Origin of the sequence: Carnobacterium maltaromaticum DSM 20342 (assembly GCF_000744945.1) — a bacterium.
In the GTDB taxonomy this organism is placed as follows: Bacteria; Bacillota; Bacilli; order Lactobacillales; family Carnobacteriaceae; genus Carnobacterium; species Carnobacterium maltaromaticum.
Window position 1 is genome coordinate 3,604,539 of record NZ_JQMX01000001.1, and the last position, 16,129, is coordinate 3,620,667.

The following is a 16,129-nucleotide window of genomic DNA, read 5'->3' on the forward strand; positions in this document are numbered from 1 at the left end:
TTTAAGTCATTAATAGTAAGGGGGCTTCTTATGATTTTTGGCTATGCTCGAGTGAGTACAGAGGATCAAAATTTAAATTTGCAAATCGATGCACTCACCCAACACGGTATCGATAAACTATTCCAAGAAAAGGTGACAGGTTCAAAACGAGATCGTCCACAATTGGAAGACATGATAAGAGGGTTACGTGATGGTGACTCAGTGGTCATTTATAAACTCGATCGTATTTCACGTTCAACTAAACATTTGATAGAGCTTTCAGAAACCTTTGAAGAGCTTGGAGTTAATTTTATCTCTATTCAAGATAATGTGGATACATCTACTTCTATGGGAAGGTTCTTTTTCCGAGTCATGGCTAGTTTAGCAGAGTTGGAACGTGACATTACGATTGAAAGAACCAAATCAGGTCTTGAAGCAGCAAGAGCGCGTGGAAAAAAAGGAGGACGACCAAGTAAAGCCAGTCAATCAATTGAGTTGGCTTTGAAAATGTACGATAGTAAGCAATATTCAATCAAACAGATTCTTGAAGCCTCTAAATTAAGTAAAACAACTCTATACCGCTATCTTAATGGAAGGAAAAACTAATATATGGCACTAAAAAAAATTTTAACAACAGCGCAGCGGGAGCAACTTCTTTCTGTCGATCACTTATCTGAAGAAGATTTTCAAGCTTATTTCAGTTTCTCTGACTCTGATTTAGATATCATCAACCAACACAGAGGCGATATCAATAAGTTAGGGTTTGCCATTCAGCTCTGCTTGGCACGATACCCTGGATGTTCGTTGAGTAACTGGTCCATCCAATCAGACCGATTAATCTCTTATGTAAGGCGCCAATTACATCTTGACTCAATTGAACTGGCTTTATACGCCCATAGGAACACACGTGCCAATCACTTTAATGAGATATTGGAAACATTTAGGTATCAGCGTTTTGGAAGTGTCGACACACGCAATCAATTAATAGCATTTCTTATTAAGCTGGCATTAGAAAATGATGACTCTACCTATCTCATGAAAAAAACATTAGGCTTCCTCACTCAAAATCGAATTATTTTTCCATCTATAGCGACACTAGAAGACATTATCAGCCATTGTCGTGATAAGGCTGAAAGCACACTGTTTTCAATTCTTCTGGATTCATTAACAGAAACACAAATCGAGAAATTAGATGAGTTGTTTCTAGTATATAAAGAAACGAAGATGACTAAACTCGCCTGGTTAAAAGATATCCCTGGCAAAGCCAATCCAGAGAGTTTTATGACTATTTGCAAAAAAGTTGAGACGATTACGCTTCTTGAACTAGGAACAATCAATGTGTCGCATATTCACCGAAATAGATTTCTTCAGTTAGCACGATTAGGTGATAATTACGATGCCTATGACTTTTCTCGTTTTGAATTCGAAAAAAAGTATTCCTTACTCATTGCTTTTTTAGTGGATCATCATCAGTATCTGATCGATCAGCTCATTGAAATTAATGACCGGATTTTAGCGGGGATTAAACGAAAAGGGATGCACGATTCGCAAGAACTGTTGAAAGAGAAAGGGAAATTGGCGACTGAAAAATTAGAACATTATGCGTCTCTGATTGATGCACTTCATTTTGCAAAAGACAACGACAGTAATCCTTTTGACGAAATAGAACGAGTTATCCCCTGGCATGACTTAATCCAAGATGGAGAAGACGCTAAACGAATTACTGGTAAGAAAAATCACGGATATTTAGAAATGGTGAGAAATAAAGCCACTTACCTTAGAAGGTATACCCCAATGCTTTTAAAAACACTCTCGTTTAAAGCAACCTCATCTGCACAACCAATTCTTACAGCGCTTACTCAAATAAATGAGTTAAAAAACGACGGTAAACGGAAAATACCAGCAGACACATCCATTGAATTTGTGAGTAAAAAATGGGAAAGTCTTGTTCAACCTGAAGAAGGAAAAATAGACCGATCCTTCTACGAGTTGGTAGCGTTCACAGAATTAAAAAATAATATTAGATCAGGAAATATTTCGGTAGAAGGAAGCTTAGCCCATCGAAACATTGATGATTACTTAATCAGTTCCGATGCTTGCGTTAACTCATTCACTATTCCAGATACATTTGATGATTATTTGACTTCTAGGGGCGCAATATTGGACTCACAACTACAATATTATTCGAATTCTGGCAAAAGTTCAGCCAAAATGGTGCTAAAAAAATTGGAGAAAGTTACACCAGATGAAGCAGAGGAATATAGAAAAAAACTTTATTCAATGATTCCCAGAATAAGATTAAGTGACCTTTTAATAGAAGTGGATAGCTGGACTCAATTTACGCAAGAATTTATCCATGATTCAACTGGAAAGCCGCCAAATGAACGAGAAAAGAAAATTGTTTTTGCCACTTTATTAGGATTAGGAATGAATATTGGGCTTGAGAAAATGGCCCAATCCACCCCCGGAATTACTTATCCTCAATTGGCGAATACTAAACAATGGCGGTTTTATAAAGAAGCCTTAACCTGTACCCAATCTATTTTGGTTAATTTTCAATTAGGAATTCCTATAGCTGATTTTTGGGGAGAAGGTAAAACGAGTGCTTCCGATGGAATGCGTGTACCAGTAGGTGTATCCGCCATTAAGGCTGACGTGAATCCACATTATAAAAGCTTAGAGAAAGGCGCCACAATGATTCGGTCAATCAATGACAGAAATACCTCACATCATGTTGAAGTTGTTTCGACCAACACGAGAGAAGCGACTCATACATTAGATGGCTTGCTTTACCACGAAACAGATTTAGATATTGAAGAACATTTCACTGACACAAACGGATATACTGATCAAGTGTTTGGCATGACCGCTCTACTAGGATTTAATTTTGAACCCCGTATTAGGAATATAAAAAAGGCACAATTATTTTCTATAAAGCCAACTTCAGAATACCCTGATTTATTAGAGCTCATCAGTGGTAGGATCAATATAAAAACTATTGATGAAAGTTACGAAGAAATTAAACGAATCGCTTATTCCATTCAAACTGGTAAAGTCTCAAGTTCGCTAATTTTAGGAAAGCTAGGTTCTTACGCACGAAAAAATAAGGTAGCTACCGCTTTAAGAGAATTGGGACGGATTGAGAAGAGTATTTTCATGATAGATTATGTGACAGATGATAGCTTAAGACGTAAGATTACCCATGGTTTGAATAAAACGGAAGCCGTAAATGCTTTGGCAAGAGAACTATTTTTTGGTCGCCGAGGTAAATTCATGGAACGTGATATTCGTCGGCAACTTCAAAGTGCAAGTGCACTAAATGTTTTAATAAACGCTATTAGTATATGGAACGCCGTCTATTTACAAGAAGCCTATGATTATCTAGTGAAAACTGATCCAGAAGTAACCAACTATATGAGCCATATTTCTCCTATTAATTGGGAGCATATTACGTTTCTTGGCGAATACAAATTTGATTTGTTATCTATTCCCAAGAGGTTGAGAAAATTAAACATAGAAAAATAGAGAGTCGTCAAACGTTGCTACTAAGGGGATTTGTAATCCTTATCGATACAAATTCCCCGTAGGCGCTCGGGACCCCTATAAGTTCTTCTGAACAGTCATATCCTTCTACTTTCATCTGCTCCAATACTTTTTCAAGATACAGTGTATTCCAATAAATTACTGCATTTGTTACAACGCTTAAAGAGGTTAACTGCTCCTCCATTCCATCAATATAAGTTTGATATAATTTTCCATTTCTTCCGTAAAATATACTTCTGCAAAGTGCATGACGTAATTCACCCTTATTTAGCTGTTCAAGTATTTGACGAGCATAAATTTCATCTGAAAGATAGCGTAGTTGATGTTTGGTCTTATAAACCTTTCCATATTCTGTAATTGCTTTTCCAAGTGAAGTTGGTTGACCAGATCGTTGTAACGCTCGAGTTAGTTCAGTTGCATTGACTTTACCAGATTTCAGGGAACCTGCTACTCGAAGTATATCTTCCCAATGTTCTTCAATTAAATCAGTGTTAATTCGACTTTTAGTAACATCATTCAATAAACCATAATCAGCATTTTTTTCAATTCTCCATAGTTTGGTACCATGTTTATTCGCAATTCTAGGACTAAATTGAAAACCTAGTAGTCCAAATAATCCAAAAATAAGGTCACTATATCCAGCTGTATCTGTCATTATCTGAGTGGGCTGTAATCCGCTGGTTTGATTAAGAAGTCCCTCTAATAAGTAAAGAGAGTCTCTTAACGTGCCTGATACAACCATTCCATGGAAACCAATATAATGATCTGAAACAAAGTTATAGAAAGTGATTCCACGGCCTTTGCCAAAGTATTTTGGATTACTAGCAGAGTAAAGTGATCTTTGCGGTGTTATATACCGAATTCCATCTGCAGACGCCATTTCTCCATTTCCCCAAGCAAGAGCCAGTTCCAATTTCTTATGTGAATGAATAATTTTTTGATTAGCTGCAGTTAAGGTATCAATACGTAAGTATTGATGAGCTACATAGGTGAGCCTATCATACTTCAAACTATCAATATTATTTTTGGAAACTGGAGAAAATCCAATATTACATGATTCCGCTAACAATACTGCTAAAATACTAATATCTAACTGTTTCATTCTGGATTCTTTCTCATTTAAATGTTTAAAGGATTGAGTTAACCCAACTCGTTGGTTTACTTCCAATAATAAATCGGATAAATCAATGCTAGGCATGAGTTGGCGCACACGTGATTTAAACTCTTTTTCATTAGGCTGCTCATTTCCCTTTTTCAAATTTGAAACAACTACTTTTACTTCACCATTTATTTCTTCAAGCCTTGCCATATTAGATGCATCCCAATTTGATTGTGTTTCTATAAAAGATAGAGACAAATCTTCGCTTAATTTTTGTACAGCTAAGGTGCCTGAAGAAGGTAAGTCAAGTTGAGTAATCAAAACTTCCCGTTGCTCTATCCACGTAGAATCATCCAATAAATAGCTCATTGGGTCTGCATATTTTTCACTATTAGTAACAAATATGTCATGCTTTTTTAATCCTTGAAAGAGAAGTTCTAGCCCAGCAATTAACACGCACTGATTTACTGAAGTGGGATTTTCATGTATATAATATTGCCATTTTTTAGATAAACAGGGTTCAATATCATAAAAATGGTCTAGTGTTATTGGTTTTGGAAAAACTTCTTTTATCTTTTCCCAAACGACTAAGCTATCTGCCCCGTAATTGTTACCTTCAAAGTTAATGGATAAAAGAATAGAGGGGATGAACTTTTTAATTTTCCTGAATGCTTTGCGAAGTTCATTAATTGCAATGGGTTCTTGCTCGTTACGAACAATATCCTTAACTTGAAAAATGGCTGCATCCATTTCTTCTTTTTGAAATTTATCTGAAATAACTTTTCGAATTTCTTGGTTAGTAATGGATTCGTCAAATAAAAGTTCTACAATTTTTGATAACGTAAGAGCAGCTCGATCTAAATCTTTTATTGTTCTCATTCGATCTTTTATTTCTTTATTTTTTGCACGTCTAAAAATAGCATCTACATATTTTGATAGTGCTAAAAGTTGTTCGTCCATTGCTTTTTTCTGATGTTCATAAACAAATGCCACTAAATGAGCTATTTGGCGATTTAGTGGCATTCTTTGTATAGCTTGAGCTTTTGCTTTGAAAGCATAGCTGGCAAGTTTTTTTAATTTCCCTTCAGGAATTACAGAAAAGTCCCAGTTTTCTGTATGAAAAGATTGGAACATAATCAGTCTATTAAACCCACGAATAAGCTCCTTTTGACTTTCGTCAATCAAAGGGCTTCGTAAAATATCCATTTTAAGCGTTGCACCACGTATAGGCTCACCAACAAAATCAAATAATTCTAACAAACGTTCTACCTCTGATGTAGCAGGAATCTCAGAAAGTAATTTATAGAGTTGTTTTTCAGAAGAATCAATAATTTTAGATACAAAGCGTTCAAAAGTAGAAAAACCTGGTAAAATAATTTTTTCATCCAAACATTTTTTTAATAGCATATCAAAAAGCATATTATCCGTCTCAGTTGTATACCATGACCGATCAAGTAACCAATCAGATAAATATTTTTCTACTGCATTATCAGTAAATAGTACATAGTTATAGTAGTCTTGTATAAGTTTCATATGTTGCCAAATTGTTTGTTTACGTGTGTACCCATAAAATTCCTTGTAGTCAATATTTAGTTGCGCAGCTAAATGCTGAATGACCACTATTGGAAGTGTTTCAAAATCAGATGTAAAGCATCCGAGGAACCTGACGGTTCCTAGTTGAACTGCGAATCCTAATTTTGTGGACGATTTTTTCATTTTTGCAATAACCTCTTTATCAGAATCATTTAAATAAAAGTAGAGATTAAGTTGTTCTTTAGATGGCTCATTTATAAATTTCCCAAATCCTTCTTTGTGGTGTCCCTTCAATTGTTCAATTTCTACCATTTTAATCCCCCTGAGTGTTTACCAAAAACCAATGTTTTTGTAACCTCATATTTTTTGAAACTCGATACTGAATAACTAGCTTTTCTAAGTTACAAAAACTAGTTATAAATAAGTTTACAAGAAACACTTGCAAAAATATAGTTATTTACCGATAATAAAGTAAAAGAGCATCAGGAGGAATTATATGATAATAGGATACGCAAGAGTGTCAAAAGATGAGCAACATCTAGATCGACAATTAGATCAGTTAAAAAAATATGGAGTTGAAAAAATTATTAAAGAAAAATATACTGGAACAAAAAAGTCACGGCCAGGAATTGAAGAACTGTTAAAAATAATCCGGACAAATGATACAGTAGTTGTAGAAAGTATTTCTCGACTTGGTAGAAATACTTTGGATATATTGACTCTTCTTCAGCACTTAGAAAAAGAAAAGGTAGAATTCATTTCGTTGAAAGAAAATATGGATACTTCTACGCCTACCGGAAAAGCAATGCTCCAGATGATGAGTGTGATTGCTGAATTAGAGAGGAATTTATTAGCCGAGCGTGTAAAAGAAGGAATAACTGCAAGCAGGAGACGTGGCGTAAATATTGGAAGACCAAAAATTCCTCAAGAAAAATTGAATTTAGCAATGAGAATGTATGACAGTGGAGATTATTCGATTAAAGAAATTCTTGAATCTACCACTATTTCTCAAGGAACGCTTTATCGAGAAATAAATAAAATGAAATTGAAAAAAATAGAAGATATAAAAAACGAAAGCTAAGTTGTTAATCCAACCTAGCTTTCGTTTTTATACCGCAACTTTTCGTAAAGATGTTCCATTGACCCCTAGGAGTACAATGATTTTCTAGCTCCTTAAATTTATGCTCATAAAGCAATGCATCTAAAACAAATGATATTATCGTTAGCTACGCAACATCTAAAACTGTCTATCTCACTACTATTTTTGCAATTAAACTAAGAATAATATAGCAATTTTTCAAGTAACAGTGTGAAGAGTTAGCAGTTGATACTGTCCTTTGAAAAAGTTAAATATATTACCTGTTTTTTTGGGTTTACTTTTAAGTTTATAATTATTTATTTCTCACTTTTAGAATTATATTGATTAGCTACATTTTGAATGGACGTATCATTATATTTGTCAATGACTGATCTGGCTTTTTGTAGGAGAACTTGCTTACCTACTATTATAAATTCAATTTCATCTCCATTTTCAACATTAATTAATTGCTTTACTTTTAAAGGTATTGTTGAAATTGAACTGTTGCCAGACTGCCTAAGCTTATAAGTTTTTATAAATTTTTCGTTCATAATCATTCCTTTCAATATAAAATTCTACTTAAACAGACTTTATTATTATATACTATTTTATCTTTAATAACATAGCATTTATTGCTACAATGACTGTACTAAACGACATGAATATAGCGCCAATTGCAGGACTAAGAATGATACCTGCGAAGGAAAGTACCCCGGCAGCTAAAGGTATTGCAACAATGTTATAACCTGATCCCCACCATAAGTTTTGTATCATTTTTCTTGAAGTATTTTTTGCAAGGGTTAAAAAATGGAGAATGTCAGATGGGTTACTTTTTACAAGAATCACATCTGCAGAATCAATAGCTACATCTGTTCCAGCACCAATAGCTACGCCAATATCTGCTCTTACTAAACTAGGAGCATCATTAACACCATCCCCGACCATCATGACGATTAGACCTTTATTTTTATATTCTCTGACGATTTTTTCTTTGTCTTCCGGAAGGAGTTCCGCATGGACATCCTCGATGCCTAAATGATTAGCAACCACAGCTGCCGCTTGTCTATTATCTCCAGTTAACATCACTGGTTTAATACCTTGTTTTTTTAATGCTTCAATCATAGATTTAGCTTCTGGTTTAATTTGATCACCCTGCGCAACTATCCCAACATTCTTATTTTCAACTAAAAGAAAACTAACAGAGTTTCCTTTACTCGAAAGGTCGGAAAAGAGTTTTTTATCATAATCTAGGGCATGTCTATTTAAATAAGCAACACTTACAATTTTGACATCTTTAGTTAAAATTGTTCCTTCAATTCCTGTACCTGCAATTGTTGTAATGTCGGTAGCCAGGGGTGTATTTAAGTTTAGTTCTTTAAGTTTTTTCAAAACACCAATTGAAAGTGGATGACTCGAGTTTTTTTCTAAAGAACCCATATATTCAAGAATTTCAGTATCCGTATAGTCATCTGAAAATGATTTATAAGTAGATACTGAAAAGTTACCTTCAGTAAGAGTGCCTGTTTTGTCCATCATAATAACATCAACCTTTTTAGCTACTTCTAAGGCTTGTCTATTCTTAATTAGTAATCCATTTTGAGCTCCAAGCGAGGTGGAACGTGCTGTTACTAATGGAATAGCCAGTCCAAGTGCATGTGGACATGCAATAATCAGGACAGTAACCATTCGCTCTAAAGCAATATTCACATCACCAGTTAGGAGTATCCAGGTTGTAAAAGATAAAATCCCAACAATTAAAGCAACGTAAAATAGGAGTTTGGCTACCTTATCAGATAGCGATTCGACACTTGATTTTTCTTGTTGCGCACTACTTACTAAAGCCATTACTTGAGATAAATATCCTGATTCACCTGTTCCGGTAACTTTTATAGTAATTGTTCCAGAACCATTCACTGAACCACCAATAACTTTGTCATTTATATTTTTGGTAACGTCTTTTGCTTCACCAGTTACCATTGATTCATTGACGGTTGTTTTTCCAGAAATGAGTACTCCGTCAGTTGGGATTTTCTCACCAGCTTTTACCATCACTTTATCTCCAACATTGACATCTTGTAAAGCAACTTCTTTTGTATTTCCAGTGGCATCAAGCACGCTTGCTGTCCCTGGTAATAATTCTGCCATTTTTTGTAATGCATTTCCAGCGTTGCTTATAGCATTCATTTCAATCCAATGCCCAAGTAACATGATAAGAATCAACGTTGCTAGTTCCCAAAAAAAATCCATTACATGAACTTTATTTGTTAAAATATTATTTGCAATAAAAGCATACACGCTATAAATGTAAGCCACTGAAATACCTAATGAAATTAAGGTCATCATTGCTGGGCTTTTAGCTTCAAGCTCCATTTTAGCCCCTTTTAAAAAAGGCATTCCCCCATAGAAGTAAAGAATAGAGGCTAAAATAAGAACGACCCATTCAGAACCATTGAACTTAATTTGAAAAGGAAGTTTCCCCCCCATCATTGGTGAAAATAAGATAATTGGAATAGCTAAAAATAAAGAAACAAAAAATTTTTGTTTTAAATTCCCCATGTGCATTGAATGATCCATAGTTCCTGTTCCATGTTTCATCTCGCTATGATTCATGTGGCTGTGATTTGTTTTATCCCCCATATTAATTGCCTCCAGTATTGTTATAGTTGCATTTGATAAACAAAGTCTACAACTGTAAACGATTTTTGTCAAGAAATTTATCTTTTATCCTAATCATTTATAGGAACCATGAACAATCGAACATAGCTGTATTTTAATTTAAGAAATTCATAGGATCAAGCACATTTCCCATTCCACCATATAAAGAGGTTCGAATTTCAAAATGTAAATGAGCCCCAAAAGAAATTCCGGTGTTCCCGACTTTTCCAATGATTTGTCCTTGTTGAACACTATCTCCAACAGAAACAAGTAGTTCAGATTGGTGACCATACAGAGAATACATGCCATTGCTGTGCTTAATAATAGTTGCAATTCCATAACCAGAAACAGGCATACCATCATTCTGAGCAACAACAACCTCACCAGCCATAGATGCAGCAATAGGCGTTCCTTCAGGAGCACTAAAATCCACACCTTTATGAAATCCATTTGCATCTAAGCCTTCTCTAGCACCAAAAGGTGAAGAAATAGGTGCCTGTAGTGGATAGATATAACCCGAGCTTCCAACAGTTAGTGAAGGTGCTGGAGGTTCCGGAGTCTCACTAGCAGAAGCCATATTCGTCAAATCAACACTAGTCTTAGCTATTACAGGTTTATTAGTGTTAGCTTCTAGTTGAATTTTTTCATTTTCCTGATTAGAAATAAGAATAATTTTTTCATCTTCTGCGGTAGCTTGTTGTTGTGCTAAAGTGACTATCTTAGCTTCTTTTAAATTTTTTTGATTTTCTAATTTAACTTGTACTTCTTGCAATTCAGAAATTAATTTTTTTGATTTTTTTGATTCGCGCTTGTTTATTTTCTTGTAATTCGATTTTTCTTTATCTTTTTTTTGTTGCAGTACAATTTCTTTATTCGCAGAAATTAGTTTTGAAGATACTTCTATTCGTCCAATAAAGTCAGTAAATGATTCTGAATTCAAAATGAAATTTGTATAAGTCGAAGCATTACCTTCAATTTGAATCGTTTGGAGTTGGGAATTTAATTTTTCAGTTCTTTGAGTAATTTTATCTTGTAACTCATCGTTGCTTATTTTTAAAGTATTCATTTCAATTTGAATAAGTTTTATTTCCTCTAATAGTTGGTTACTTTTGTCTTCTTTTTTTTCGATTTCAGTAAGTAATTGCCCCAAGGCAACTTTCTCATTTTCAATTTCATTTTTTATAGAATTAATTTCTGTTGTGCTTTTGCTAATTTCTTCCTCATAATTTACTGCAAATGAAACTTGACTGTAAAATAAAGAGGATAAAGAAACAGAACCAATGATAATAGTTTTTAAAATTTTTTTCAAAATGAACCTCCTAGAAACAATTAATTTAATTTAGATTTAATTTTTTGTAATTCTTCGCTTAATTTTTCATTATGCTGTTTAAGCTGATCAAATTCATCTTTAGAAACATTATCTTTATTTTTTCCTCCATGTGTCATTCCAGACATCATAAAAATCATCATAATTGGACACACTAACAGTAAAAGCCATTGCATAAAAATCCTCCGTTCTTAATTTCATTTAATTTTTTGTTTTAATAAAGTTAACTCAGAATTCATTTTTTCATTTTGCTCTTTTAATGCTTCAAAATCAGATTTTGAAATCCCGTTATGATTAGAGTGGTCATGGGATGAACTGTGACCATGTTTCCCATGCATAAAAAACATCATAATTGGACAAATTAATAGTAGTAAAAACGGTAAAATAGAGACAATTAAATTCATATAAATTCCTCCTTAAAAGTTTGTATTTCAATAAAGCCATTTAATTGCTTTATCTGTTTTTATATTCTGTTTAAATAGTAAATTTCCCTACTCCAATAAGGTGCTTTTTTTTTCTTTTCTTGCAAGTCCAATCATTGCTACGGTAGATAAAATGATTAAGATCACAGAAATGAATTGAGCCATTCGAATAGTTGAAGTAAGCATTAAGCTATCTATACGTAATCCTTCGATAAAAAATCTGCCAATAGAATAGCCCATTAGATACATGAAAAAGAGTTGACCTTGGAAATGTTTTTTATTTCTAACAAGCAACAAAATTATTAAGATCAAACTATTCCAAAGCGATTCATATAAAAATGTGGGATGATGATATGCACCGTCAATGTACATTTGATTGATTATGAAATTAGGAAGATTTAAACTTTCCAAAAATGTTCTTGGTACGATACCACCAAAAGCTTCTTGATTCATAAAATTTCCCCAACGGCCAACTATTTGACCGACTAGTATTCCAGGTGCTACTAAATCTGCAAGTTTAAAAAAAGGAATATTTCTTTTTTTGAAAAAAAGTACCCTGTTATTATAGCGCCAATTAACCCTCCATGAATTGCTAAGCCACCTTCCCAGATTTTGAAAACATCCCAAAAATTAGTTGAATAATCTGACCATTCAAATAGAACATAATAGGTTCGAGCACTCAGGATAGCTATTGGAAAAGCAATCAGCAATAAATCAAGAATAGTATCATCGTTAATGTCTTCTTTTTCAGCTTGTTTTGCAACTAGTAAATATCCTAAAAAAGCCCCAGAAATCATGAAAATTGCATACCAATAAATTGTAATTGGTCCTATGGAAATAAAAATACGATTAAGTGGTTCCACTTAATTAGCCTCCTTAAAATTAAATTGACACACTTCCGAGTTTTGTAAAAACTAAAAATAATTTAACAGATAAAAACTATTTTTCTCTTTTACAGTGTAGTGAAAATATGAAAGTGCTTCTTTTAAATAATTTATCAAAGAAATATGGATTTTGTGTGTAGATTCAAAAAAAAAAACAAATTCATAGAATCTCCATAAGATACTAGTAAAATAAGTTTTAATAAGAGAGGATGATACTATGAAAAAATTAAGGACATATTTGGCTTTGCTTGTTATATTATTGGGTAATTTAAGTTTTTCAATTGCAGTAGCGATAAATTTTACACCACTTTTCAAATGGAGTTTAACAGATTTGTCTACTAGTGAATTATCTAGGGAAGTAATCATGAAAAATTATACTATATTACTTAACTATTTAAATAATCCTTGGATACAAAGATTAAATATGCCTAATTTTGAAAGTTCAGCGCAAGGATTATTTCATTTTAGTGAAGTTAAAAAATTATTTATGCTTAATTATAGTATCCTTGCTTTTTCACTGATTTTTGGTTTTTTTTTGATTCGGTATTTAAAAAAGAAAAACGAACTTTCAGCATTGATTAAATTGATGAGCTACACAATGTATGGTCCATTAATCGTTTTAATTTTATTATTAGTAAATTTTGATAGGATATTCATACTTTTTCACGAAGTTTTTTTTAATAATGAAGCGTGGATTTTTAATCCGTCAATTGATCCTATTATAAATGTACTGCCACAATCATTTTTTCTTGCCTGCTTTATTTTCGTGTTTATTTTATTCGAAGTGCAACTTATTCTAACTTATTTGTTATTAAAAAAGAATTTAAGGAGAAATTATGAAAAAAATCAGCCCGTTATTAATGTCTAAGTTCACTGAAGGGACATTCGGAATTGAAAGAGAAACATTAAGAGTAAAAAAAGATGGGGAACTTTCACTTTCATTGCACCCCTCTAAATTGAATATAAAAGGAATAGAAAAAGACTTTAGTGAAGCGCAACTTGAATTAGTAATACCTGTACAAAATAGCTTAAAAAAAACATATGCCTTAATGCTTGAAATGACACGTTATATTCATCAAAATTTGCCAGAAGACGAATATTTATGGCCATTTAGTATGCCTACCTTAAACAAAGAAGAGGTGATGGTTCCTATTGCTACCTATAGTGATTCAGATAAAATCCTTTACAGAGAATATTTAGCAAAAAAATATGGGAAGTCAAAACAGTTAATATGTGGTATTCATTATAATTTTGTTTTGATGATAGTTTATTGCGTATTTTATATGATGAAAGACAAGAAAAGTGTTCATTTAAAGAATTTAAAAACATGTTCTATTTAAAGTTAGCTAAAAATTTTCTACAAGATAAATGGTTAATTACTTATTTGTTTGGTGCTTCACCTGTGGGCGAAAAAAAAATATTTCCTTCTTATACTCCTGTTAGGAGTATAAGAAATAGTAGTTACGGTTATAGAAATCTAACGAGTCAAAAGGTATCTTTTGACTCATTAGATAGCTACGTAACCACATTGGAAGAGTTTATTGAAAAAAAGTACCTTTATGATGAGAGAGAATTTTATTCACCAATTCGTTTGAAAAATGGAAAAACGTTGGCTAGCTTAAGAGAAGATGGAATTGAATATATTGAAATTCGTATGATTGACATCAACCCATACAGTTCCTGTGGAATTGACTTAGATGATATGGAGTTCCTTTATTTATTTTTAATATATTTAGTTCACAAAAAAGAGACAGCCAGTCAAGCTGAAATATTAGAAGGACATGGAATGAATGAAGTAACTGCGCTTGAAGATCCTTTTTCAAAATCCACCTATTTTTATAAAGGGGTCTCTATTTTACAGGAAATGGAACAAATGGTTCTAAAATTGAAGTTACCGAATACCTATATACGGACCCTCAAGAAAATGCAAGAACGATTTTATTATCCAGAAACCACTTTAAGTGCTCAAATAATTAAAGATATGCAGAGTACAGGTTCATTTATGAATTTAGGAATCAAGATATCTCAACAATATAAAAATAGATACTTGACATGAAAAGTGCACAAGTGTACACTACAAGTGTAAATTCGTTTACACTTGTAGATGAAAGGGGAGGTAGGGATGGAAAATCACTGTGATCTTCAAATTACTGTAGCAGAATGGGAAGTAATGCGCGTTGTCTGGAGTTTAAGAACGGTCTCTAGTAAACAAGTTAGTTTGATTCTAACCAATAAAATGAATTGGAAACCAGCCACGACAAAAACATTAATTGGCAGATTAGTTCGTAAAGGAATTTTATCAACTAAAACTGATGGAAAAAGATTTATTTATGCTGCAACGATTAGTGAAGAAGAATGTATTAAATTTCAGGTTAATAAACTGTTATCTACTATATGCAACAAATCAATTGGAACAGCACTTGCTAATGCTATTACAGAATACGAATTGAGCAGTGATGATATTGTTTTGATTAAAAAATAATTGGAAAAAAAAATCCAATCAAAGATAGCATGTGAATGTGTTCCTGAAGAATGCGAATGTAGAAATCATTAGAAATAGAGGTGAATGTTGTGAAAAAAGAGGTATTTTTAATTGAAGGAATGACATGTGCCTCGTGTGCACAAACAATTGAAAAAGCTACAAAAAAATTAAAAGGTGTGGAGTTTTCTAGTGTAAATTTGACTACAGAAAAGTTAACTATCTCATTTGATGAAAACCAAGTATCTTTTACTGATATTAAAAAATCTGTAGATAATGCAGGCTATACAATCTCCACATCAAAAATAAAGGCTTCTTATTCTATAACGGGAATGACTTGTGCTTCATGCGCACAAACAATCGAAAAATATATAAACAAATTAGATGGAATTGTATCTGTTTCTGTAAATTTAGCAACAGAAAAAATGAGTGTTGACTATAATTCTAGTTTGTTATCAAATGAAATAATTATAGCAACTGTAAAAAATGCAGGTTACAGTGCAAAAAAAATAAATAGTGAAGAAAAAGTTAACGATACAAGTGAAATGAAAGAAAAAGAAATCAAATTAGTTTGGAAAAAATTTGTATGGTCAGCAATTTTCACTTTACCTGTTCTTTATTTGGCTGTGGCCATATGTTTGGATTTCCCTTACCGGAAATTCTCGATCCTATGAAAAAACCCGCAAATTTTTGCTATGACTCAGTTGATATTCACTATTCCTGTGATAGTACTTGGTAATAGTTATTACCGAATTGGCTTTAAAACCTTTAGTTCGGCTTCACCCGAATATGGATTCACTAATTGCGTTAGGGACTAGTGCTGCATTCTTATACGGTATATTTGCAACTATTATGATTGCTAAAGGAGATTATAGTTATACAAATGAACTTTATTTTGAGGCTGCAGCAGTGATTTTAACACTAATAACACTTGGAAAATATTTAGAATTACTTTCTAAAGGAAAAACATCTGAAGCAATTAAAAAGCTTATGGGATTAGCCCCAAAAACAGCCTTAATTATAAAAAATGGAATTGAAAAAATTATTCCTATCGAAGAAGTAGAAGTTTTGGTGACATATTAATTGTAAAACCAGTGGGATAAAATGCCGTTGATGGTGTTGTGATAGAG

13 protein-coding genes and 2 pseudogenes are annotated in these 16,129 nt (G+C 32.9%); 8 read left to right on the forward strand and 7 right to left on the reverse strand.

Going from position 1 to position 16,129, the window contains the following annotated elements; translation table 11 throughout:
• The first annotated feature begins 30 nt into the window (after positions 1–30).
• Together BR77_RS16880 and BR77_RS16885 are read left to right on the forward strand one after the other, a co-directional pair.
• Positions 31–585: a recombinase family protein gene (locus BR77_RS16880; RefSeq protein WP_015076934.1), complete on the forward strand. Its 555-nt coding sequence runs from the start codon at positions 31–33 to the stop codon at positions 583–585.
• A 3-nt stretch (positions 586–588) separates the two neighbouring features.
• Positions 589–3,504: a Tn3 family transposase gene (locus BR77_RS16885; RefSeq protein ID WP_035065844.1), complete on the forward strand. Its 2,916-nt coding sequence runs from the start codon at positions 589–591 to the stop codon at positions 3,502–3,504.
• Positions 3,505–3,511: 7 nt separating this feature from the next.
• Here the strand turns inward: BR77_RS16885 and BR77_RS18435 are convergent, their stop codons facing one another.
• A complete protein-coding gene (locus BR77_RS18435; protein WP_257613350.1) occupies positions 3,512–6,466 on the reverse strand; it encodes a Tn3 family transposase in 2,955 nt (984 codons plus the stop codon).
• 184 nt (positions 6,467–6,650) lie between these two features.
• Here BR77_RS18435 and BR77_RS16895 point away from each other — a divergent pair, with 184 nt between their 5' ends.
• Positions 6,651–7,235, forward strand: coding sequence for a recombinase family protein (locus tag BR77_RS16895; RefSeq protein ID WP_010051903.1), 585 nt, complete (start codon positions 6,651–6,653; stop codon positions 7,233–7,235).
• Positions 7,236–7,549: 314 nt separating this feature from the next.
• On the opposite strand, the gene BR77_RS16900 is transcribed toward BR77_RS16895, so the two are convergent.
• The 6 genes and pseudogenes from BR77_RS16900 to lgt form a co-directional block, all read right to left on the reverse strand.
• Positions 7,550–7,783, reverse strand: a complete 234-nt coding sequence (locus BR77_RS16900; RefSeq protein WP_015076901.1) for an AbrB/MazE/SpoVT family DNA-binding domain-containing protein — start codon at positions 7,781–7,783, stop codon at positions 7,550–7,552.
• 52 nt (positions 7,784–7,835) lie between these two features.
• Complete coding sequence (locus BR77_RS16905) at positions 7,836–9,869, reverse strand: heavy metal translocating P-type ATPase (protein ID WP_035063719.1); 2,034 nt, start codon at positions 9,867–9,869, stop codon at positions 7,836–7,838.
• A gap of 133 nt (positions 9,870–10,002) precedes the next feature.
• A complete protein-coding gene (locus BR77_RS16910) occupies positions 10,003–11,196 on the reverse strand; it encodes a murein hydrolase activator EnvC family protein (protein WP_051926787.1) in 1,194 nt (397 codons plus the stop codon).
• 20 nt (positions 11,197–11,216) lie between these two features.
• Entirely contained in the window at positions 11,217–11,390 is a 174-nt protein-coding gene (locus BR77_RS18840; RefSeq protein WP_015076895.1) for a DUF2933 domain-containing protein, read from the reverse strand.
• Positions 11,391–11,411: 21 nt separating this feature from the next.
• Positions 11,412–11,618 carry a DUF2933 domain-containing protein gene (locus BR77_RS16915; RefSeq protein WP_015076894.1) on the reverse strand — a complete coding sequence of 69 codons (207 nt, stop codon included), beginning with the start codon at positions 11,616–11,618 and terminating at the stop codon, positions 11,412–11,414.
• A gap of 87 nt (positions 11,619–11,705) precedes the next feature.
• A pseudogene (lgt, locus tag BR77_RS16920) lies at positions 11,706–12,433 on the reverse strand (prolipoprotein diacylglyceryl transferase).
• 304 nt (positions 12,434–12,737) lie between these two features.
• Here lgt and BR77_RS16925 point away from each other — a divergent pair.
• From BR77_RS16925 to BR77_RS18455, 5 genes and pseudogenes are all read left to right on the forward strand, one after another.
• Entirely contained in the window at positions 12,738–13,388 is a 651-nt protein-coding gene (locus BR77_RS16925) for a TIGR01906 family membrane protein (RefSeq protein WP_016356527.1), read from the forward strand.
• Positions 13,381–14,576 (forward strand): annotated as a pseudogene (locus BR77_RS18445) (hypothetical protein). The gene BR77_RS16925 and the pseudogene BR77_RS18445 overlap by 8 nt, the downstream one beginning before the upstream one ends.
• Before the next feature lie 66 nt (positions 14,577–14,642).
• Entirely contained in the window at positions 14,643–15,002 is a 360-nt protein-coding gene (locus BR77_RS16935; RefSeq protein WP_051926792.1) for a CopY/TcrY family copper transport repressor, read from the forward strand.
• Between the two features lie 89 nt (positions 15,003–15,091).
• Positions 15,092–15,673 carry a heavy-metal-associated domain-containing protein gene (locus BR77_RS18450; RefSeq protein WP_051926794.1) on the forward strand — a complete coding sequence of 194 codons (582 nt, stop codon included), beginning with the start codon at positions 15,092–15,094 and terminating at the stop codon, positions 15,671–15,673.
• A 115-nt stretch (positions 15,674–15,788) separates the two neighbouring features.
• Positions 15,789–16,082: a hypothetical protein gene (locus BR77_RS18455; RefSeq protein ID WP_185751419.1), complete on the forward strand. Its 294-nt coding sequence runs from the start codon at positions 15,789–15,791 to the stop codon at positions 16,080–16,082.
• Positions 16,083–16,129 lie beyond the last annotated feature (47 nt).